The sequence below is a fragment of the Rhizobium sp. FKY42 genome (assembly GCF_005222835.1).
In the GTDB taxonomy this organism is placed as follows: Bacteria; Pseudomonadota; Alphaproteobacteria; order Rhizobiales; family Rhizobiaceae; genus Neorhizobium.
Genome location: NZ_STGA01000073.1, coordinates 203621 through 225639 on the forward strand (window position 1 = coordinate 203621; position 22019 = coordinate 225639).

A 22019-nucleotide genomic window follows, 5' to 3' on the forward strand; every position below is an offset into this window, starting at 1 on the left:
CGTCTCATTCCGCAGGCACGCCGTTGGAAACCCTGAAGAGGCTTCGCTCCTGTGCCCGCTTTTCCGGACGATGACGGGTCAGCGCCAGAATGAAGCCAGCCGTGATACAGATCGCGATCATAGAGGAACCACCATAGGAAATCAGCGGCAGCGTCATGCCTTTCGCAGGCATAAGCTCCAGATTGACGCCGATGTTGATCATCGACTGGATACCGATCTGGAGAACGAGACCCGCGACTGCAAAGCGGTTGAAATCGTTCTTTTCACGATAGGCATGGCTCAAGCCACGAATGACGATGAAGGCAAAAATCGCCACCATTGCCATGCAGAACACGATACCGAATTCTTCTGCCGCCACGGAGAAAATGAAGTCCGTGTGGCTATCGGGCAGGATGCGCTTCACGATACCTTCGCCGGGACCCTGACCGAACCAGTCGCCGCGAATGATCGCCTCGCGTGCGGTATCCACCTGGAATGTATCGCCCTCGCCCGTCATGAAGCGATCAATACGCCCCGCGACGTGCGGGAAGATATAATAGGCGCCCACAATGCCCCCGGCACCCAGACCGCCAAGGAGGATGATCCACAGCCACGGCATACCCGCCATGAAGAACATGCCACCCCAGACTGCGCTGACGAGGATCGTTTGACCAAGATCAGGCTGCGCGACAAGCAACGCACCGACAATGCCAAAGAGAATGATCGCGAAGAAGTTGCCGGGCACTTCCGGCTGGCGCGCATGCTCGGCAAACAGCCAGGCACAGACCACGACGAAGGCTGGCTTCAGGAATTCCGATGGCTGGATCGAAAGGCTACCGATGGCGAACCAGCGGCGCGAGCCTTTGATTTCCGTCCCGAAGAACAGCGCAAGAACCATCATGGCAATCGACATGATCAGAAGAATGATGGCGACTCGGCGTACCTGTCTCGGCGCCAGGAAGGAAAGCCCGATCATCACCAGAATGGAGGGGGCGAGGAAGATGGCGTGACGCTCCACAAAGTGGAAGCTCGGCAGTCCGATACGCTCCGCCACGGGCGGCGACGCCGCAAAGGACAGCATGAAGCCTATGCCCATCAACAGAATGAAAGTCGCCAGAAAAAAGCGATCGATCGTCCAGAACCAGTCTGCCAGTGCCCCTCGATCGGCGCGACTTACCATCTTACTGTCCTTTTTCCGGCTCGATGAGCATTGTCACGCCATCGAGTGCTGCCACCAGAGATACGAACCGGTCGCCTCTGACTTCGAAATTCCTGAACTGGTCGAAGCTCGCGCAGGCCGGAGACAGCATCACGACACTCGTCCCGCCATCTGCCTGGGCATCCTTTGCTGCATGCTCAACCGCGCGTTCCAGCGTCCCGGAGATCTCGTAAGGGACCGCTTCACCCAGCGTTGACGCAAACTCGGGAGCCGCTTCTCCAATCAGATAGGCTTTCACAATACGTGGGAAGAGTGGCGCGAGGCTTGCGATGCCGCCGGATTTGGGAAGTCCGCCAGCAATCCAGAAGATTCGGTCGTAGCTGGAAAGGGCTGGCGCTGCCGCATCGGCATTCGTTGCTTTGGAATCGTTCACGAAGGTCACGCCCCCCTTGCGGCCCACAGGCTGCATGCGGTGCTTCAGGCCGGGGAAACTGCGAAGCCCTGAGCGGATTTCCTCAATCGACACACCAACGGCAAGGCAGGCTGCAATTGCGGCCGCCGCATTCTGTGCGTTGTGGGAGCCCTTCAGGGTATCGATGCCCTGAAGATCCGTGATCGGCTCCGATTTGCCGGCTTGCGCCTGAATGATCCCGCCATCGGCGAAATAGAACCCGTTGGCCAGCACCGTGCGGCGGGAAATGCGATTGACCCGGACACCTGCCCGCTCGATGCGATCCGCAATCAGCGTGCAGTAACTGTCATCGACACCGACGATGGCGGTCTGGCTTCCGGCAACCAGTCGCTCCTTCACATCGGCGTAATGCTGCATGGTTCCATGGCGATCCAGATGATCCGGTGTCAGGTTGAGCAGAATGCCCGCACTGGGGTTGATCGTCGGTGCAAGATCGATCTGATAGGACGAGCACTCGACCACATAGAAGCGCCCAGCCTTGGGCGGATCGAGCGTCAGCACAGCCGTACCAATGTTGCCGCCGAGTTGCGTGTCGCGCCCGCTGGACTTCAGAATATGCGCAATCAGCGCCGTTGTCGTGGATTTGCCATTGGTGCCTGTAATGGCAATGAACGGGCAGTCCGGCGCATGAGCGCGGCGCTCCCGCACGAACAGCTCGACATCACCAATGATCTCAACACCTGCCGAGCGGGCCAGATCCACGCTCCAGTGGGGCTTGGGATGCGTCAACGGCACGCCGGGGGACAGAACGAAAGCCGCTTGCGCCGCCCAATCGATCTCTCGAAGATCGCCGGTCGTGACACCTGCCTGCTGCGCCTTCGCAACGCTGTCGGGATTATCATCCCAGGCAATCACATTCGCACCACCGGCAATCAGTGCCTGCGCCGTTGCCAGACCCGAACCGCCAAGGCCGAAAAGCGCGACCTTGCGTCCGGCAAATGTCGTGACAGCGATCATGGCGATTACCGCAGCTTGAGTGTGGAGAGGCCAAGCATGGCGAGACCCACGGCAATGATCCAGAACCGGATGACGACTTGGCTTTCCGTCCAGCCAAGCTTTTCGAAGTGATGATGGATGGGCGCCATGAGGAAGACGCGGCGTCCCGTCAGCTTGAAGAAGCCGACCTGGATGATGACGGACAGCGTCTCCATGACGAACAGGCCACCGATGATCGCCATGACGATCTCATGCTTGGTGGCAACCGCCACGGAACCGATGAGGCCGCCCAGCGCGAGTGAGCCGGTATCACCCATGAAGATGGCGGCGGGCGGAGCGTTGAACCAGAGGAACCCTAGTCCCGCCCCGATGACAGCGCCCAGGATCACCGCCAGCTCTCCCGTTCCAGGCACGAAGTTGATCTGCAGGTAATCCGCGAAAACGGCATTACCGGCCAGATAGGCGATGATGCCGAAAGAGGCGGCGGCAATCATGACAGGCACGATGGCAAGACCATCGAGACCATCCGTCAGGTTCACGGCATTTCCAGCCGCTACAATCACGAAACCGCCGAACACCACGAAGAAAACACCGAGGTTCAGGAGCACGTTCTTGAAGAACGGAAATGTGACCGAGGTGCCGAGCACGGAGCCGTTCGGCGCATTGGCGATAGAGACACGCATCATGAAATAGACCGCAATACCTGCGATCAAGAATTCGATGCCCAGACGCGCCTTGCCGGAGAAGCCTTTATCCGTCTGCTTCGTGACCTTGAGATAGTCATCGTAAAAGCCGATGGCGCCAAAACCCAACGTGACCAGCAGGGTGGCGACGACGTAGATGTTCGAAAGATCTGCCCAAAGCAAAGAGCCGCCGACAATGCCGGTCAGGATCATCAGGCCGCCCATGGTGGGCGTCCCGGCCTTTTTGAAATGCGTTTGCGGGCCATCGGCGCGGATGGGCTGCCCCTTCCCCTGCCGGATGCGGAGCGACGCAATCATGCGCGGCCCAAACAGGAAGACGATGAGCGCTGACGTGAAGAGCGCGGCCCCTGTCCGGAACGTGATGTAGCGAAACAGGTTGAAGATCTGAAAGCTGCTCGCAAGCTCTACAAGCCAAATCAGCATAGGAAGTCTTTCTTCTGGAAGGTCAAATCAGCGCCCCGTGTCAGACAAGGGCGGATAGTTGTCAATAAGCGCCGCAACGATCTTGCCGAAGCCGATGCCGAGAGAGGATTTCACCATTAGCACGTCGCCCGGTATCACATTGCGAACGGCAAACTCCACCAGTTCCGGCGTCGTCGCGCGATATTCCACCTGAACGCTGTCCGGAAGCGCATCACGCAGCGCCGCCATTTCGGCACCTGCCAGCCACACATGTTCTATGCCGGCGGTCAGAAGTGGTCCGGCAAGTTCCTCATGCACCTTCTGCGAGAAGGCGCCCATTTCCAGCATATCGCCCAGAACAGCAATGCGGCGACCCGCGCCCTGCGGCGGCGTTGCAGCCAGAAGCGCGATTGCCGCCCGCATGGAGGCCGGATTGGCGTTGTAGCTTTCGTCGATCAAGGTAAGATGCCCGCCGGTGATCGACAGGCGATGCCGCTCGCCCCTGCCCTTGACCGGACGAAGATCTGCCAGCGCCGCACGCGCTGACTCGACGTCAGCCCCCAATAGAGACACAGTCGCCAATGCAGCAAGAGCATTTTCCGCAATGTGGCGACCGGGAGCCCCGATATGCACCTCCACCGTTTCGCCGTCGAGCACCGCCCAGATGGTTGAACCTTCGGCGGAGCCTTCGAAATCGGCAAGCCGATAATCGGCCTTGGCGTGTTGTCCGAAGGACAGGATGTTCGGAAGCGCCAGTTCCTGGGCAATTCGCTCCAGATAGGCGAACTGCTTGTTATCCCGGTTGAGGAGAACAGCGCCGCCAGGCTCCACACCCTCGAAGATCTCGGCCTTTGCGGATGCAATCTCTTCCAGACTGTTGAAATGCCCAAGATGGGCCGCCCCAATCGTCGTGATGATCGCAATATGCGGGCGCACCATCTTCACAAGCGGACGAATTTCATTCGGGTGGTTCATACCGATTTCGAAGACACCGTAATCGGTATCGGCAGGCATGCGCGCCAGCGTCAGCGGTACGCCCCAATGATTGTTGAAGGAGGCGACGGCAGTATGCACTTTGCCAGACGGTGCAAGCAGTGTGCGCAGCATTTCCTTGGTCGTGGTCTTGCCCACGGAGCCGGTGACACCAACGATCTTGGCGTCAGTACGGGCGCGCGCTGCGACAGCCAGACGGCCAAGTGCTGCAAGCACATCATCCACCACGATCATCGGCGTCGTAATCCGGCCCATCGCCGGAAGCTTGGCTTCGGCAACGACGAGAAGTGCCGCGCCATTCGCCATGGCCGTCGTTGCATAATCGTGTCCGTCGACGCGGTCGCCCTTGATCGCGAAGAATGCCTCACCCGGAGTAATGGTCCGGCTATCGATGGAAATGCCGGTTATCCCGGCAGGAAGCGAGCCGATCGGTCGTCCCCCCATCGCAGCAATCATATCTGCCGTTGTCCATAGCCAGCTCACTGCGTCAACTCCTCCAGAGCTTTGCGAACTTCAACATGGTCGGAGAACGGCAGCACGGTGGTGCCAACCGTCTGGCCTTCCTCATGGCCCTTACCCGCTACGATCAGCGTATCGCCCGCATCCATCAGCGAGACAGCATGACGAATGGCCTGCGCCCGATCACCGATCTCGGTAGCAGACGGCGCAGCAGCCATGATTTCGGAACGGATCGTCGCCGGATCTTCCGACCGGGGATTATCGTCGGTCACGATCACGATATCCGCCAGACGCGCTGCAATTTCGCCCATGATCGGGCGCTTTCCCTTGTCGCGATCCCCGCCACATCCGAAAACGACGATCACGCGTCCGGTCGTGAAAGGACGAACGGAGCTCAGAACGTTTTCAAGAGCTTCCGGCTTGTGCGCATAATCGACATAGGCCGGAGAACCCTGTCGTGTCTGACCTACCAGCTCCAACCGTCCGGAGGCCCCAACGAGACGCTCCAGAGCCGCCATGGCAACCTTTGGCGCGACACCTGTCGCAATGGCCAATCCAGCCGAAACCAGAGCGTTCGCGATCTGGAAGTCACCGGCCAACGGAATGTGCACTTCGTGGATCTGACCATCGACATGCACTTCCGCCAACTGCTTGTGCCGGAAGTGTTCGACCCGCTTAAGGCTGAGGAAATTGCCACCACGCCCGACGGTCAGCACTTCGTGACCTGCGGCCTTTGCCACCTCAATGGCCTTGGCCGACCATGGATCATCCGCGAAAATAACTGCAGGACTACCCTTCGGAAGCAAGGTATCGAACAGCCGCATCTTGGCGGCCATGTAGTCTTCCATCGTCGGATGATAATCCATGTGGTCGCGACCCAGGTTCGTGAAGGCCGCAGCCGATAGGCGCACACCGTCGAGCCTGCTCTGGTCCAGCCCGTGACTGGATGCCTCCATGGCCGTGTGGGTCACACCTTCCCGCGCCAGTTCCGCAAGCAAGGCATGCAGCGCAACAGGATCAGGCGTCGTCAAGGAACCATATTCATTGCGCGTCGGGGAAATCACGCCGGTGGTACCGATCTGCGCCGCCGCCAGACCTGCATGCGCCCAGATTTGACGGGTGAACGACGCCACAGAGGTTTTTCCTGCCGTTCCGGTTACGGCAACAATCGTTCCCGGCTGCGCATCATGAAACCGGGCAGCAGCCAGCGCCAGAACCTTTCGGACATTCCCGACACGAATGACCGGTATGCTGGCATTGAGCTCTTCGGACGAGATGATTGCAGACGCACCCCGTGTCACGGCGTCCGCGGCGAATGCCGCACCATTTGCTTTGTTGCCGGGGATGGCGACAAACAACATGCCCGGTTCGATCTTGCGGCTATCGGCAGAGATGCCGGTAATTGCGAGATCGCGAACGCCTTCCGACTGTGCGGCAATCTCCGGAATGACCCCGGAGAAGTAATCAAGTTTCATCGGTACCCTCTCTGCGAAGCGGCCTGTCCCGTAGCCGCGAATCGACGGGCCCATTCATTATGGCCTAATAGGACACAAGCATGGCGGAACCGTTTTCTCCAAATCTTGGTTTCACACCGAGAACAGCGGCGGAGCGGCTGATGATTTCCTTCACCATGGGCGCGGCACTGTTACCAGCCAGAACGGCGCGGTCCGTTTCGCTGCGCGGATCGTCGATGAAGGTCAAAACCACATATTGCGGCTTGTAGATGGGGAACGCGGCGAGGAAGGCGTTGAAGTTATGGTCGTGGTTATATCGACCGTTGATGACCTTGTCGGCCGTCCCCGTCTTGCCACCCACATCAAAGCCTTCCACCAGGGCGTTCTTGCCAGAGCCCTGCGTGCCATTCCAGCCGAACAACCAGCGCATGTTGTCGCTCGTCGTTTTCTTGATGACGGGGGAAGCCACTTCGTTTGCCTGCTCCACGGAACGCGGCAGGAATGTCGGCTGAATAAGACGGCCACCGTTTACCAGCACGGCTCCAGCAACAGCCGTCTGAAGTGGCGTTGTCGAGACACCGTGACCGAAGGAAATCGTAATCGAGTTGATCTTCTTCCATGCCTTGGGTTGCGACGGCGTCGCAACTTCAGGAAGCTCCGTCTGCATGCGGGACAACAGGCCAAGCCGTGTCAGGAATTCCTTGTGTCCATCGATGCCGACGGCATCCGCCATTTTCGCGGTACCGATGTTGGACGAATACTGGAACACTTCCGGCATGGTGAGGAAACGTCCCTTGCCGTGGAAATCCTTGATGGTGAAGCCACCAATGCGGATTGGATATCGCGCATCGAAACTGTCGTTCATCGAGAACTTGCCTGAATCGAGCGCCATGGCCAGCGAGAAGGATTTGAACGTAGAGCCCATTTCGAACGTGCCGTTGGACATGCGGTTCAGCCAGCCTTCCTCACCTCCTGCCGCCGGATCGTTCGGATCGAAATCGGGTGCGGACGCCATGGCGAGAATCTCGCCTGTATTGGCATCCAGCACAACGCCGCCAGCCCCCTTGGCGCGGAACTTCTGAATGGCAGACATCAGCACTTCGCGCAGGATCGCCTGGACGCGAACATCGATCGAAAGCTTGACGGGTTCCAGCGGCTGATCGCTCGTCATGCCGACGGCTGCGAGATCGGCAAGACCCTGACTGTCGATATATCGTTCCATGCCTGCAACGCCGCGGTTGTCGATGTTGACGTAACCGACGATGTGGGCAGCAGTGGCGCCTCCCGGATAGAACCGGCGCTTCTCGGGCCGGAAACCGATGCCGGGAATACCAAGTGCCAGAATTTCGCTCTGCTGCTTGGGTGTGAGCTGGCGACGAAGCCACTGAAAGCGGGATTTGGAGGAGAGCTTATGGTAGATCTGCTTGGCATCGATGTCCGGCAGAACCGTGCGCAGCTTCTCGATGACTTCATCCGGATCGACAATCTTGTGCGGCTCCGCAAACAGCGAAACCGTGCGAATGTCGGTGGCCAGCACTTCTCCGTTCCGGTCGAGAATATCCGGGCGTGATGCCATCAGCCGGTCGGCAGGCATGATGCTCGACGTCGCTTCCGGCTCCTTCATGGCATAGAAGACCAACCTTCCGCCAATCACGCAGTAGAAGCCGAGGAAACAGGCGATGATGATGCCGACACGGTTGCGCGCCTGCGCCGACTTGCGCTTGCGGCTACCCTCGAAACTGGCGCCGCCAAAAGCGGGTCTCTTGGCGCCCGCAGAAAAATGAGCCCGGCTCTTCAGAACCATTACGCGCGAAAGGAAAGCCATCAGCGGTTCACCGATCCGGTTGCAATAGAGTCAACGCTTGGGGTTTTGCCACGCGCAAGCGGCACGGGGATCTTCGATTTCGGCGGCTTGGCCTTGGCTGCGTCAACACCCTTCAAGGCGGCTGCAACTTCGGGATCAACCTGCGCGATCAGTTCTTCGATCGTCGTCTCGGGCTGCGGCAACTGCGATTTTGGCATCGGCAGTTCCTTCGGCATGGCGAGTTGGGTCGGTTGGGTCGGCTCCAGTTCCAGTTCCGTCTGATACTGACCGATCAGGCGATGAAGCCGGTTGGGCTGTGTCAGCAAGGCCCAGTCTGCCTTCAGCAGATCAATCGTATCGTGTTCCAGCCGGATTTCCGTCTCCAGCCGACGCACTTCTTCCAGTTTGAGATCTGCCCTGTGCTTGATGCTGTAGGTCACGACGGCGGTAGCCGTCATGACGCCGATCAGCACGAGATCGAAGCTCCTCAACATATTCAGGCTCCCATCTTTTCCAGGCTGGTCAGTTCAGGCAGATCGAAAATAGAGAAATCCACAGCCCGCGCCGGACTTGCGGTTCTAAACGCTGCACGTAGCTTGGCGGACCTTGCGCGAGGATTGTCAGATGCTTCCGCCTCGGTCGCAGACAGCATTCCCTTGCCAACCGGCTCGAAAATGGATGGCTTTTCTTCAACCATCGGCAAATGGCGCGACCCGCTCGCCTTGCCGGAGCGATCCGTCAGAAAGCGCTTCACCAAACGGTCTTCCAGCGAATGGAAACTGACGACCACCAGTCGGCCGCCGGGTTTCAAAACCTGCTCCGCCGCAAACAGGGCCTGCGCAAGCTCACCCAGTTCGTCGTTCACGAAGATACGCAGTGCCTGAAACACCCGCGTTGCTGGATGGATCTTGTCCTTGGCCTTGCGTGGGTTGACGCTCTCGATGAGGTTGGCCAGATCGCGCGTCGTTGCAAAAGGTTCGCTCGCACGGCGCTTTTCGATGGCACGCGCGATGCGTCCCGCCTGCTTTTCCTCACCCAGAAACCCGAAAATTCGCGCCATGTCGCCAGCCTTGGCGCGGTTCACCACATCAGCAGCAGAAACGCCGGAAGCGGACATGCGCATGTCCAGAGGGCCGTTTCGCTGAAACGAAAAGCCGCGATCCGCCTCATCAATCTGCATCGAGGACACGCCGATATCAAGAACGATGCCGTCCAGACCGCCTTGGGGTGCGTGGGATGCAAGTTCCGAAAAACGCGATGGAATGAGTTTCAGGCGACCGCCAAATTCGGCAACCATCGGCTGACCGCCTGCGATCGCATTGGGGTCGCGATCAAGCGCAATGACATTGGCACCAGTGGAGAGAATGGCGCGGGTGTAGCCACCCGCGCCGAACGTACCGTCAAGGATCACCTTGCCCGGAGCCGGAGCCAACGTCTCCAGCACCTCGTTCAGCATAACCGGAATGTGACGTACCAGTCCGCCATCGGCCTCGGAGCTACCCTCGCCAAGATTCGCCGCCATTCCAATCCCCTGTTCTAGGCAGGCCGCACCGGAAGACGAGCGCGACCCTCTCTGGCCGCCACCTGCGCCTCGTGAAACGCTTGGGGCTGCCATAGCTGAAAATGATCCGAGCGACCCACAAAGGTGACTTCCGTCGTGATTCCGGTGAAGTCGCGAATGAAATCCGTGACCGCCAACCGACCCTCCGCATCGAGCCGCATGTAGACGCCGCCGCCGTGCACCAGCAGCGACATCATGTTGGCTTCCGGCGAGAATGGATCCGCCTGGGCGATCTGCCGCTCGTACCGCTCGAGCAGGTCCGGACCACCCACGCTGATCGCCGGAAAAACCAGGTCCTGGAGACAATAAAGCTCCTGGACATTCCGCTGCGTCAAAACGGCGCGAAACATCGCAGGGACGGAAACACGCCCCTTCGAGTCGATCCGGTTCGTCGCATTGGACAAGAAGCGGTTCATAACGCCAAACATCCGCCTCCAAGAGATGCGGGCGGCCATAGCCACCCGCGTCAAACCCACAAAGGTACACAATCCGGCCGCTCAGACGGAACGCGTTCCGCCCGTTTCTTCCCGTAGGAAGCGATCCGAGCCTGTCCGATTGAGCGGGGGTAAAGTGCCCCTTCGCAGTGTGGATTTGGGATACCATGGGACCATATGGGCGTCAATGGGAAGCGACCCCACCGAGGGATCGCGGCATTAATAATTTATAACCCGTTAAGTTTAACAAAGGGTTAGCAAAGGCACTTTCCGAGTTCGCGACAGAACACGGGAAATCACACCCTTGTGAGCAAACAAGCATCTGGAATCGCTCGCTTTTGCGAGGCAAAATCATGTCTATAGATCCGGCTGGCAGCAACCATAAAGGGAGGTCGCTCCAGCCATCCTTCGTTAACGGCACAGTCAAAATCCGGCGGAACCGAAACCGCCTAGAGGTCGCATTCCGCAAAGGAGGAAATCGCCAGTTGGCCTGTAAGCCGGGTTCTGTATGGCCCCGGTTTCCCGGAACGTGGCAGCCATTCATCTGGGACAGCGTTTGCACGCTGCCTCACGCAACCCACCCGGATGACTGGCCCGGAAACAGGCTGTAGCACCGCAAGCGGCACCCGCGTCATCCCTATTCGGTCTTGCTCCCGGTGGGGTTTACCTTGCCGGTCCTGTTGCCAGTCCCGCGGTGGGCTCTTACCCCACCCTTTCACCCTTACCCCGCCGCCTCTGACGCTCGTTCGAGCATAAGAGAAAGCGGGGCGGTTTGCTTTCTGTGGCACTATCCCTAGGGTCGCCCCCGCCGGACGTTATCCGGCACCGTATTTCCGTGGAGCCCGGACTTTCCTCACCCTACCGCCTTTCGGCATTGGTAAAGCGCGGCTGCCCGGCCAACTGGCAGCGCCTGCTTAAACGGTTTCCACCCGCAGGGCTACAGCAAATCATGCGAAATGCGCCGCAAACGAAACGGGATAGCCCTCGCCCTCCAGCGAGCCATTCATGATCAAGTGCGCGCCGAGCCGCCCAATCTCATCGGAACTTTTGGCTGCCGAACCACAACCGCCTGTAACGACCGCGATTGCAGGATCGTCTGCAAAGTCGATGAAGGGATAGGCCGTCGCCGTCTTCGCCACCACGCAGGCGCCGGTGGAGATACGACCAACATCGACCTGGGGCACCAGCGACCGCATGATCCGCGCGTGGTGGTCACGCACGCTCTCGCGCCCGCCGCTGCGGAACCACTGCTGTAGTTCCTGAAGCGATCCTAGCCTCAGATCATCGGGATCGCCACCGATCTTCAGATAGGTTTTTCCATCGGGATAACGCACCGGCGGCAGCATGTATATGTGGTCAGCCGTATCGCGCGGCTCATAGATCAGGGACGGCATGCCGGCAAAGACAGATAATTCACTTTCGGGAATCTCGAAAAAGGTAACCGTACGACCATAAACCGACATATCAACAGATCGCGGCAACAGACTCTCGACAATGGAGAAACCACCGGCTGCGAGAAGAACCCGGTCCGCATGGTAGCGTTCGCCCTCACGCGTCTGCACGACAATGGCGTCGCCTTCCCGACGAATGGAAACAACAGTTTCGCCGATCAGGGTGACACCCTGCTTTCGACAAATTGCTGACTGCGCAGCCACCAGCGCTCGCGGATTGACGTAGCCTGCGTTGCGGGCTTCGAACACACCTTCACAATGTGGCTCGAAGCCGAAGTAGCTAAACCGGCCTTCAAGGGCCGCATCGTTCAGCAGTTCCGGCTGCACATGCAGTTTTTCAGCAGCGTTCAGAATTCCATCAATATAAGGATGGCCACTGGTTCGCTCGGGACCGACCATCAGGCAACCAGTTTCGTGATAGAACTGTATGCCGCTCTCTCTCTCGATGTCGGCGTAACGGGCAATGGAGCAGTTTGCCAAGCGTGCCCAGACCTCATTGGGGTCTATGGTTCGCGTAATGCGCGCTTCGTCATAATGGCTGCCGAAAACACCGTTATGGTTTGCGGCATCCTTTGGCTCATCCGGCCCAATCAAGGCCACGCCATCACTCACCCTGGAGAGATGGCGCGCGGCAGCCGACCCCATCATTCCACGACCCACAACAATGTACTTGAATATATTCTGCATAAGACCGCGGATGAAATTCAGACCTCATCCGTCCCTTGAAAGCGCGGAAGTTCGGTCAACAACCGATGCAATGTTTCGATGGTCGACATATCGGCGATACCATCCACGCAGGCAGGTCGAAAATGTCGCTGAAAGGCTTCAACGACACCCTCCGTTTTCTCGCAGAACTCACCGGTTATGTCCACGCCATAGCCATAGAGCGCAAGCATGCCCTGCAGCGCCTCAATGGGTTGACCGCTTTCGCCCTTCTGGAAAAAACGTCCGCTGCGGATCGGGGAAGGCTCGATCCAGTGACCCACTCCTGCCTGATGCAATCTCTGCCACGGGAACCGTTCGCCCGGATCAACCTTGCGCCGAGGCGCAACATCGGAATGGGCAAGAACCCTTTCCGGCCTGATCTGCCAGCGCGCCATGCAGTCCCGGCACAAACCGATGACAGCCTCGATCTGCTCGTCAGGATAATCGGGCAATCCGCCGGGATGACCTGCATTGGCAATCTCGATCCCGATGGACCGGGAATTGATATCGATTTCACCCGCCCAGAAGCTTTTGCCCGCATGCCAGGCCCGCCTGCTCTCAGGAACCATTTGGACGATGCGGCCATCCGGCCAGACGAAATAATGGCTAGAGACTTCGCTCTGGATATTCTTCAACCACGAAAGCGCCTGCCCGTGATCAGGCATGCCAGTGTAATGAAGAATGATCATGTCCGGCGCATCGCAGCCTTTGCGTTCGCCATGGTTCGGCGACGGCTCCACGCGCGCGCCGACGAAATCAGCTTCGAGTTTCATGCTGCCTTGCGTTCTTTCGCAATGGCCGCATAGGCCGCGTTCAATGCCGCCATGCGCTCGTTCGCCGCCGCATGCAGTTCTGCGGGCACGCCGCGTGCAATCAGCTTGTCTGGGTGATGTTCGGCAACAAGCCTGCGATATTGCTTGCGGATTTCGGAAAAATCCTGATCCGGCGACACGCCGAGGATGAGGTATGGGTTGCCGCCATCCATGGTGATATGCCGCGCCATGATGCGCCGGAAGTGATCTTCGTCAATCTGGAAAATTTCGGCGATCCGAGCGAGAAATGCCAGCTCGGCCTCATGCACCATACCATCCGCCTTGGCGATGTGGAAAAGGCCGTCGATAACGTTTTCCAGCATGGGGCAGTTGCAATCGCCGGAACCGCAGAGATTTGCCAGCTTCTCGGCATAGGCCTCATAACCGGCGACATCTTGGCGGGCCAGATTGTAAAGCCGGGCGACGTTCTTGGCCTCTTCCTCCGGAAAATCGAAGATCTGTTTGAAGGCCTCAACTTCGGAGGCAACGACCGCACCATCAGCCTTGGCCATCTTGGCAGAGAGCGCGATGATTGCGATGGAAAACGACACACGCCTACGCGTTTCCGGATCGCCTTCGAACAAGGTGCGGACAGCCTCCACCACGCGCGAAAGCGTATTCGTGGCGGCATCTCCCACGGCGTTCAGCAGTCGGTCCCAAAGCGAGGTCAGCTGGAGGCATGCAAAATCAAAAATCATGACTCACCAGACCAAATTTAATCTGCGATGGCAAGCGCAGACGCGTTTAACAGGATTAATCTTTCGTCATCTTACGTTCTGAACAAGAGAGTGGATTTTCCAAGGCATGCAGCCGCCCTGCAGTCAGAACAAGCAACCGCTTTTTTCCACAGGCGCAACTTGGCACAGACGGAATGAGTCTGCAAAGCGCGATCGATTGAACCGATTGAATTGGAAGAGACATTTGAATTTGCCGCGAAATGCCGGATTTTCTTGAGAAATTCACTTTACAGCAGCATTGACCTATCGCATCCATTCGCCAGATTTTGAGACAGGCGCTTGATGCGCGAAGGAGGATCGATGGCCAAACAGAAAGTAGCAATGCTGACGGCAGGCGGACTGGCACCGTGCCTTTCATCGGCGGTCGGGGGCCTCATCGAGCGCTATACGGACATCGCGCCAGAGATCGAGTTGATCGCCTACCGCTCGGGCTATCAGGGATTGCTGCTTGGCGATCGAGTCGAAATCAACAAGGACATGCGCGAGCGGGCGCACCTGCTTCATCGCTACGGAGGCTCCCCCATCGGCAACAGCCGCGTCAAGCTGACCAACGCGGCGGACTGCGTGAAGCGGGGCCTCGTGAAGGAAGGCGAGAACCCGCTGAAGGTTGCGGCTGACAGACTTGCAGCCGATGGCGTGACGATCCTGCATACGATCGGCGGCGACGATACCAACACCACCGCGGCCGATCTTGCCGCCTATCTTGGCGCACACGGTTACAATCTCACAGTTGTCGGCCTGCCGAAGACGGTCGATAACGATGTCGTCCCCATCAAGCAGTCGCTTGGCGCCTGGACCGCGGCAGAAGTCGGCGCGCATTTCTTCGACCATGTCAGCAATGAACAAAGTGCTGCGCCGCGCACACTGGTCATTCACGAGGTGATGGGCCGCCACTGTGGCTGGCTGACCGCAGCCACCGCCCGCGCCTATATTCAAGACACCAAGAACAATGAATATGTCGAAGGCTTCATGATGAACACCCAGATGAAGAACATCGACGGGCTCTACCTGCCCGAGATGGCCTTCGATCTGGAAGCGGAAGCGGCTCGCCTTCGCGCCATCATGGACCGCTGCGGCTTTGTGACGCTTTTCGTGTCAGAGGGCGCAGGCCTCGACACCATCGTCGCCGAGAGAGAAGCGGCAGGCGAAACCGTCAAGCGCGACGCCTTCGGGCACGTCAAGATCGATACCATTAATGTCGGAAACTGGTTCCAGAAGCATTTCGCAACCCTTCTGGGCGCGGAACGTTCGATGGTTCAGAAATCGGGCTACTATGCGCGCTCCGCACCGGCCAATTACGAAGATCTGCGATTGATTCAGAGCATGGTCGATCTTGGCGTGGAAAGTGCGCTAAACGGCGTGTCCGGCGTGACCGGTCATGATGAAGATCAGAATGGGAAATTGCGTACAATCGAATTCCCGCGTATCAAGGGTGGCAAGCATTTCGATCTGTCTGCCGGATGGTTCAAGGACGTCATGGACTTCATTGGACAGCCCTACCGGTCAGCCTGATCCTGACCATGATTCAGCAGCGATGATCTCAGGCATGGGAAGCCATGAGGTCGGGGAGGACTTGAGATGAGTTTAGAGACGACGCTGATGACAGCAGCATTGGCCCTGCTCGCTTTCCTGCTACCATCCGTCGCGGCTAACCTTCTGAGAGATCAATGCATTGCGCGCGGGAAACTGCGCGCAATGCTGTTTTTGCCGGGTCTTTGGGTCGGCTATCTGCTGGCGGCTGCGGTGGCAATTGGGGCGTTCAGCCTATGCCGCATTTATCTGCCTGCAATGCAGGGTTCATTCGCGTGGATCGGCATTGCCTTCCTGATGCTCCTTGTCTTCCGGTCGCAGATAAATCGGTTCCGCATCAGGATTGCTGACAACGATAACCTCCCGAACCAGAACACGGCTTCGGCGTCCTTCCGGCTCGGCTGGCAGGCATTTCGCCCATCCCTGATCTTTGCCCTTTGGGCAGTTCTGCTTCAACTCAGTGATTCTTTAACCAATTCAGCAATATTGAGCCAGGAAATTGCTCTGCCTCTGGCCGCCGCGGCCCTTGTTGCCCCCCTCATCCAGCTTGCTCTGGCGGAGCGATCGGCACGCAAGCTGCGGGCATTTCGCAAGGTTTATCAAGCCTCGCACAAGCCTCGCACCCGATTTATTGCAAGCCGCGCAGTCACTGCCGGCTATCGCAAGATTGCCGCTTGAGCGCTTGGAGCTTGCCGCAATTGTGAACATGCGTTAATGGATTGCGTGGCGGTCACAGACCGGCGGGCTGGAAACAATCATCTTCATGAAAGTGAGACGATGGCGATAACCCGATTGATCGGTAAGAAAGCGGTTGTTGCGGCAGCGGTTTGCGGAGCAGTTTCTGGTTGCTCCAGTGTGCAGACAGCATCCAATGCTCCGGCCAAGACGGAAGTTGCCGCGGCACAGCCGCAAGTGGCTCAGGTCTCAGCATCCCCGGTGAATGGTCAGGCCTCTCCTTCCGGCGCACACACCAGTGTCACGGCCATGACAACCAATTCAGGCGCTGCGCAAAAGGGCGGCCGCGTTGGCACAGATCAGATGGCAGCATTGCAGCAGCAGGGACCGGTCGCCGTTCCAGTTGGCATGACCACTCAGGTTGCGGAAAAGGGTGGCCGGGTTCACCAGATCGCTCTGCCAACCGGTGCATCCGCCATCAAGGCTCAGAACGACTCTGTCATCGCATCCCTCGCGGAAAAGCAGCAGCCCTTCCCGGCTGCAGCACATCCGCAGGCTCTTGCGGTTGCGCCAACATCGATCGACAAGAATGGCGGTCTCCAGGCCATCAACATGGCAACGGCTGAGCGGAGCGCATCTGCACCCGTCTCATCGCCCGCGGCTCTCACAGCCTCCGCACAAATGGCCCAGGTTGTTCCTGCCGCACTTCCGCCTGAAATGACGGCAGCCTATACGGCGATCCCGACACCTCGTCCGCGCCTCACGACGTCTACACCGTCGAACATGGTGGCATTCGCCGGTCCTGTTCGTCCAGGTGCCGGAATGGCAGGCGACTTCTTCCCGCCAGCGCCCGGTGCACCGATCCCGCCAACGGCAGAAGCGAGCACGCCAACGCTCAATGCTCTCATTCGTCGCTATGCCGGCCTGTACGGCGTGCCGGAATCACTTGTTCACCGCGTTGTTCACCGTGAAAGCAAGTATGACCCGCGCGCCTACAACAAGCGCGGCTATTGGGGTCTGATGCAGATCAAGTATTCTACGGCAAAGTCGATGGGCTATGCCGGGACGCCGGATGGTTTGCTTGATGCGGAAACCAACCTGAAATACGCGATCAAATATCTTCGCGGCGCCTGGTTGGTTTCTGAAAACGATTCCGACGACGCGATCAAGATGTATGCGCGCGGCTATTACTACGATGCCAAGCGCAAGGACATGCTGGACGTTATCCAGTAAGCTTTGGCCAAGTCATATTTTACAGTTTCATCCGGCAACCGCTCAATCGAACGGTTGCCGAATTGCTTTTATGGGCCTCAACGCAGAGCCAGAACGGCCGCCACCAGCGCATTGGGGCTATAGTCGAGCTTTCTGGGCGTCAGCCCCATGCGCAGGATCACGGTGCGCGTAGCGGGAATGACGGTGATCGTCTGTCCATCATGTCCCTGAAGCCGGAACCAGCCTGCAGGAATAGAGGTTCCATCCGGCGCCTTCGGAAGCCAGGTCTGCGCTTGTGAATACCGCCCGTCCGAAGCCTTGTTGGGTTTTGCCATCAGCGCGGTGAAACCCTCCGGCAGGATCCGGCTGCCGTTCCAGACACCGTCCTGCGCCAGCAGTAGGCCAAACCGTGCCCAGTCACGCGCCGTGGCATAGAGATAGGATCCGCCTACGAATGTTCCTGCGGCATCCACCTCCATAACCGCGCTGCTCATGCCAATTGGGTCAAACAGCGCCTTCTGGGGAAAGCGCAGTGCCTTCGCCATATCGCCCAGATGATCCATCCAAAGACGCGACAACAGCACGGGAGAGCCGGTCGAATAAGTGAACACCGTGCCCGGCGGCGCTGCTGCTGGACGCTGCGTCATAAACGACACCATATCCGGCTCTAGATACAGCATGCGCGTCACATCAGATACGTTGCCGTAATTCTCGTTGAAGGCCAGGCCATCTTCCATGGAAAGAAGGTCGGCAACACGAATGCTTGCGCGGGAATCATTCTTCCACTGAGCAAAGAGACCGGCATCATCGAGCTTCATCGCGTCCTGCCCCATGGCGATGCCCACAAGTGCCGCATTGACAGTCTTGGTCATGGACCATCCGAGAAGCGGGGTCTGGACACTGAACCCCTTCGCATAGCGCTCTCCGACCAGACGGCCATCACGGATCACGACGATCGCCCGCGCGCCGGGACCGGCAAGATCATCGCGAGCAAGAACATCCTGTACCGCGGGGTCCAATTGCACCGCGCCACCTTGCGGCCACAGGAGAGACGGGTCTGGAGCGGGTTTCGGCGCTTCCGCAATCACCGGCAGTGGAACAACCTTCGCGCCTGCGGGAAGAACGCGGCAACCAAGCCCGGCATGATATTCTGCAGTCGTTTCGGCAATGCCGCCTGTGAGCGCGGTCGTCACCGTCTGGCGCTCCCGGTCGACAGTCGCGCTCATCAGTTTGAGAAGTGGGTGGCCGGGCGCTTGAACATCATCGGCAAGCACCAGATCCGCATCCCGATTGGCGATAAAGACGTTCGAGCAGATGATCTTGGCTGCGTATCCGGCACCGACGCGCAAAAGTTCCGGCGGGCGGGCATAAAGCCCGGCATATCCGCCCACCAACAGCAAGACTACAGCCAAAAAGGTCCACTTCAGTAATCGCTTTAAAAATGTCACAACAAACTCCCAATCGTCTTTTGGTGGCCTTTTAGCACCGTCATGAAACTGTAGCAGCCCCCGTCTACAGCCATGTGAATTCCACATGAGGCGGGATTCGCAAATGGCAGAACTGGTACCGGATGCCGGCTTCCTGAAAAACGGGAAGCTGAAGAACGCATTGCTTCAACACAAGGCGCTTTCCCGAAACGGATTGTCGGAACGCCTCTTTGGTCTGCTATTTTCCGGGCTCGTTTACCCGCAGATCTGGGAAGACCCGGATGTGGATATGGCCGGAATGGAACTGGCGCCAGGCCACTCCATCGTCTGCATCGGCTCCGGTGGCTGCAACATGCTCGCCTACCTGTCACGCCACCCGAATTCGATCGATGTCGTCGATCTCAACCCGCACCATATTGCTCTGAACCGGCTGAAACTGGCCGCCTTTCGCTCTCTTCCTGGACACGCCGACGTCGTTCGCTTTCTCGCAACCGAAAATGTTTCCGGCAATATCGAAGGTTTCGACAGGGTGATCGCACAAACTCTCGACGCGACCAGCCGCAGCTACTGGCAAAAACGCCGGTGGAACGGCCAGCGTCGGATCGAAGTGTTCGAGCGCAATATCTACAGGACCGGGCTTCTCGGTCGCTTCATCGCCGTTGGTCATCTATTGGCACGGCTGCACGGCGTGCAATTGACGGAACTTGCAAATGCCAAATCGCTACGCGAGCAACGCCATATCTTCGATACTCAAATCGCCCCTCTCTTTGACAAGCCGCTGATCAAATGGCTCACCAGCCGCAAGAGTTCACTCTTCGGCCTTGGCATTCCGCCGCAGCAATATGATGAACTTGCAAGCATTGCGACGGATGGTTCCATTGCGCCGGTGCTGCGCCAGCGGCTTGAAAAGCTCGCCTGTCATTTCCCTCTGAAAGACAATTATTTCGCCTGGCAGGCTTTCATGCGGCGCTATCCGTCTGGCGACGAAGGCTCATTGCCGACCTATCTGAAAGCGGAGAACCATGCCGCGATCCGCGAGAATGTGGACCGCGTGCAGGTGCACCATGCCACCTTTACGGAACTTCTGGCGTCGAAGCCTGCGGACTCGGTAGACCGCTATGTTCTTCTCGATGCACAGGACTGGATGAGTGATCACCAGTTGAACGATCTGTGGACAGAGATCTCGCGCACAGCCACTGGCGGCGCACGAGTGATTTTCCGCACAGCGGCTGAAAAAAGCATCATCGAAGGCCGTCTTTCCCCGGCGCTGCGCGCGCAGTGGACTTACCTGGAAGAGAGATCTCACGCGTTGAACCTTCAGGATCGTTCAGCGATCTATGGTGGCTTCCATATCTATGTGAGGTCGGCGTGACACCCATGGAAACCGTCTCGCAGCCGCTTGGCGACCATGCGCAACGCATGGACCGCATGTACCGCTATCAGCGGCACATCTATGACCTGACACGGAAGTACTATCTGCTCGGTCGCGACAGGGCGATCGAACAGCTTCAGGTTCCGGCACACGGCAGTCTTTTGGAGGTTGGTTGCGGCACGGGCCGCAATCTGGTTCTTGCAAACCGTCACTATCCGCAGGCGCGGCTCTTTGGTCTGGATATATCGACGGAAATGCTGGCCTCGACCACGAAGGCTTTCACGCATCTGGCAAACAAACCACAGCTACGCATCGCCGATGCGGCACGGTTTTCCGCGGTAGAATTCGGCGAAGATTCAGGCTTTGATCGGATCCTGATTTCCTATGCGCTTTCGATGATTCCGGAATGGGAAGCTTCACTCGAGGCGTCTCTCGCCGCACTCAAGCCGGGCGGATCGCTTCACATCATCGATTTCGGCCAGCAGGAGCATCTTCCGGTCTGGTTCCGCAAAGCGCTTCAGGCATGGTTGAGACGTTTCCACGTCACGCCACGTGCGAACCTGGCGGAAGCGGTCGAGAAAAGATTGGGCCGCTTCAACGCGGACATGATGATAGAAGGCCTTTATCGAGGCTATGCGTGGCATATCATCATCCGCCGCCGCACCTGTGATGAACCCGGCTGAGCGACCTCTTGCGCTCATGAAAAATTTACGACGTTATGGTTAATTAGGAGTGACTGTTCTGTCTTGCTGAGCAAGCCGGAAACGCAACCCTGAGCGCGAACCAGACGGAACCCATGTCTCGAATTTTGCTTGCCCTTGCGGCCACAGCCCTCGCTCTTTCCGGCTGCACATCCGCCAGCTTCGATCTGATGGAGACGACGGCAATCCGCAAGCCGAAGTTTCAGGATCTGGATCCGCAGGATTTCGGCAGCAACCATCCGGACCGCCATCAGGTGCATGGTATCGACGTCTCCAAGTGGAACGGCAATGTGGATTGGCAGGCTGCGAAACGGTCGGGCGTATCCTTCGTGTTTATAAAGGCGACAGAAGGCAAGGACATGATTGATCCGGCCTTCGAGGCAAGTTGGAAGGGCGCGTCCGCAGCCGGAATTCCGCACGCGCCCTATCACTTCTATTACTTCTGCTCCACGCCGGATGAGCAGGCGGACTGGTTCATCCAGAATGTGCCGCAGCGCGCCTCGCGTCTCCCACCCGTCATTGACGTGGAATGGAACCCTGCCTCCCCCACATGCAAGACGCGCCCCGATCCGGAGACCGTCCGCAAGGTCATGCAGCGTTTCATGGATCGGCTGGAAGCGCATTACGGCAAGAAACCCATTATCTACACATCGGTCGATTTCCATCGCGACAATCTGGTCGGGCACTTCCAGGACTATCCTTTCTGGGTCCGCTCCGTTGCTGCCCATCCGCAGAAGATCTACGATTCACGTCGCTGGTCTTTCTGGCAGTACACGTCGACAGGTGTTGTGCCGGGCGTTCCGGGCAAGACCGACATCAATGTCTTTTCGGGCTCCGAGAAGAACTGGCATGCATGGGTGGCCTCCGTTTCAAAATAAGGGCTTGAACTGCAACCGGTGACCTGTTGTAACGCGGTCAAATTGCGCTCTGCCCTTGTTTGGTCACAAATATTACCGACATGGCGGGGACTGTCCGTACGAGGTTTACCGATGTCCTTTCTCCTGCTTCGCCGTGCTGCATTCGCTGCTTCACTCACCGCT

The 22019-nt window shown here is 58.3% G+C and carries 19 protein-coding genes and 1 other RNA gene; 6 read left to right on the forward strand and 14 right to left on the reverse strand.

Annotation, left to right across the window (positions count from 1 at the left end; genetic code table 11):
- Positions 1-4: 4 nt before the first annotated feature.
- The 13 genes from ftsW to E8M78_RS22675 all read right to left on the reverse strand — a co-directional run bounded on the left by ftsW (position 5) and on the right by E8M78_RS22675 (position 14023).
- The gene (gene ftsW, locus E8M78_RS22615) at positions 5-1159 is read right to left on the reverse strand and encodes a putative lipid II flippase FtsW (RefSeq protein WP_137137177.1); all 1155 of its coding nucleotides are present in this window, start codon (positions 1157-1159) and stop codon (positions 5-7) included.
- A 1-nt stretch (position 1160) separates the two neighbouring features.
- Positions 1161-2567 (reverse strand): UDP-N-acetylmuramoyl-L-alanine--D-glutamate ligase, encoded by a 1407-nt coding sequence (gene murD / locus E8M78_RS22620; RefSeq protein ID WP_137137178.1) that lies wholly within the window; start codon positions 2565-2567, stop codon positions 1161-1163.
- A 5-nt stretch (positions 2568-2572) separates the two neighbouring features.
- Positions 2573-3673, reverse strand: coding sequence for a phospho-N-acetylmuramoyl-pentapeptide-transferase (gene mraY, locus E8M78_RS22625; RefSeq protein WP_062554138.1), 1101 nt, complete (start codon positions 3671-3673; stop codon positions 2573-2575).
- Positions 3674-3700: 27 nt separating this feature from the next.
- Positions 3701-5128, reverse strand: a complete 1428-nt coding sequence (locus tag E8M78_RS22630; RefSeq protein WP_137137179.1) for a UDP-N-acetylmuramoylalanyl-D-glutamyl-2,6-diaminopimelate--D-alanyl-D-alanine ligase — start codon at positions 5126-5128, stop codon at positions 3701-3703.
- Positions 5125-6579, reverse strand: coding sequence for a UDP-N-acetylmuramoyl-L-alanyl-D-glutamate--2,6-diaminopimelate ligase (locus E8M78_RS22635; protein WP_246658443.1), 1455 nt, complete (start codon positions 6577-6579; stop codon positions 5125-5127). Before E8M78_RS22635 ends, E8M78_RS22630 begins: the two co-directional genes overlap by 4 nt.
- Before the next feature lie 64 nt (positions 6580-6643).
- Positions 6644-8383, reverse strand: a complete 1740-nt coding sequence (locus tag E8M78_RS22640) for a penicillin-binding protein 2 (RefSeq protein ID WP_137137181.1) — start codon at positions 8381-8383, stop codon at positions 6644-6646.
- Entirely contained in the window at positions 8383-8856 is a 474-nt protein-coding gene (locus tag E8M78_RS22645; protein ID WP_137137182.1) for a hypothetical protein, read from the reverse strand. Before E8M78_RS22645 ends, E8M78_RS22640 begins: the two co-directional genes overlap by 1 nt.
- Before the next feature lie 2 nt (positions 8857-8858).
- Positions 8859-9884: a 16S rRNA (cytosine(1402)-N(4))-methyltransferase RsmH gene (rsmH, locus tag E8M78_RS22650; RefSeq protein WP_137137183.1), complete on the reverse strand. Its 1026-nt coding sequence runs from the start codon at positions 9882-9884 to the stop codon at positions 8859-8861.
- A gap of 14 nt (positions 9885-9898) precedes the next feature.
- The gene (gene mraZ, locus E8M78_RS22655) at positions 9899-10339 is read right to left on the reverse strand and encodes a division/cell wall cluster transcriptional repressor MraZ (protein ID WP_246658444.1); all 441 of its coding nucleotides are present in this window, start codon (positions 10337-10339) and stop codon (positions 9899-9901) included.
- A gap of 495 nt (positions 10340-10834) precedes the next feature.
- Positions 10835-11261: RNase P RNA component class A (gene rnpB / locus E8M78_RS22660), an RNA gene on the reverse strand.
- A 43-nt stretch (positions 11262-11304) separates the two neighbouring features.
- Complete coding sequence (locus E8M78_RS22665) at positions 11305-12495, reverse strand: FAD-dependent oxidoreductase (RefSeq protein ID WP_137137185.1); 1191 nt, start codon at positions 12493-12495, stop codon at positions 11305-11307.
- A 17-nt stretch (positions 12496-12512) separates the two neighbouring features.
- Positions 12513-13286, reverse strand: a complete 774-nt coding sequence (locus E8M78_RS22670) for an N-acetylmuramoyl-L-alanine amidase (protein WP_137137186.1) — start codon at positions 13284-13286, stop codon at positions 12513-12515.
- Positions 13283-14023: a DnaJ family molecular chaperone gene (locus tag E8M78_RS22675; protein ID WP_170973519.1), complete on the reverse strand. Its 741-nt coding sequence runs from the start codon at positions 14021-14023 to the stop codon at positions 13283-13285. The genes E8M78_RS22670 and E8M78_RS22675 overlap by 4 nt, the downstream gene beginning before the upstream one ends.
- Before the next feature lie 339 nt (positions 14024-14362).
- Here E8M78_RS22675 and E8M78_RS22680 point away from each other — a divergent pair, with 339 nt between their 5' ends.
- The 3 genes from E8M78_RS22680 to E8M78_RS22690 all read left to right on the forward strand — a co-directional run bounded on the left by E8M78_RS22680 (position 14363) and on the right by E8M78_RS22690 (position 17500).
- The gene (locus E8M78_RS22680; protein ID WP_137137187.1) at positions 14363-15574 is read left to right on the forward strand and encodes a pyrophosphate--fructose-6-phosphate 1-phosphotransferase; all 1212 of its coding nucleotides are present in this window, start codon (positions 14363-14365) and stop codon (positions 15572-15574) included.
- A gap of 66 nt (positions 15575-15640) precedes the next feature.
- A complete protein-coding gene (locus tag E8M78_RS22685) occupies positions 15641-16270 on the forward strand; it encodes a hypothetical protein (RefSeq protein ID WP_137137188.1) in 630 nt (209 codons plus the stop codon).
- Between the two features lie 177 nt (positions 16271-16447).
- The gene (locus E8M78_RS22690; protein ID WP_246658445.1) at positions 16448-17500 is read left to right on the forward strand and encodes a transglycosylase SLT domain-containing protein; all 1053 of its coding nucleotides are present in this window, start codon (positions 16448-16450) and stop codon (positions 17498-17500) included.
- Between the two features lie 77 nt (positions 17501-17577).
- On the opposite strand, the gene E8M78_RS22695 is transcribed toward E8M78_RS22690, so the two are convergent.
- A complete protein-coding gene (locus E8M78_RS22695; RefSeq protein WP_246658446.1) occupies positions 17578-18891 on the reverse strand; it encodes a serine hydrolase in 1314 nt (437 codons plus the stop codon).
- A 139-nt stretch (positions 18892-19030) separates the two neighbouring features.
- Between E8M78_RS22695 and E8M78_RS22700 the strand changes: the two genes are divergently transcribed.
- From E8M78_RS22700 to E8M78_RS22710, 3 genes are all read left to right on the forward strand, one after another.
- Positions 19031-20278: a DUF3419 family protein gene (locus tag E8M78_RS22700; protein WP_137137190.1), complete on the forward strand. Its 1248-nt coding sequence runs from the start codon at positions 19031-19033 to the stop codon at positions 20276-20278.
- 5 nt (positions 20279-20283) lie between these two features.
- The gene (locus E8M78_RS22705) at positions 20284-20961 is read left to right on the forward strand and encodes a class I SAM-dependent methyltransferase (RefSeq protein ID WP_137137256.1); all 678 of its coding nucleotides are present in this window, start codon (positions 20284-20286) and stop codon (positions 20959-20961) included.
- Positions 20962-21074: 113 nt separating this feature from the next.
- Positions 21075-21857: a GH25 family lysozyme gene (locus E8M78_RS22710; RefSeq protein WP_137137191.1), complete on the forward strand. Its 783-nt coding sequence runs from the start codon at positions 21075-21077 to the stop codon at positions 21855-21857.
- Positions 21858-22019 lie beyond the last annotated feature (162 nt).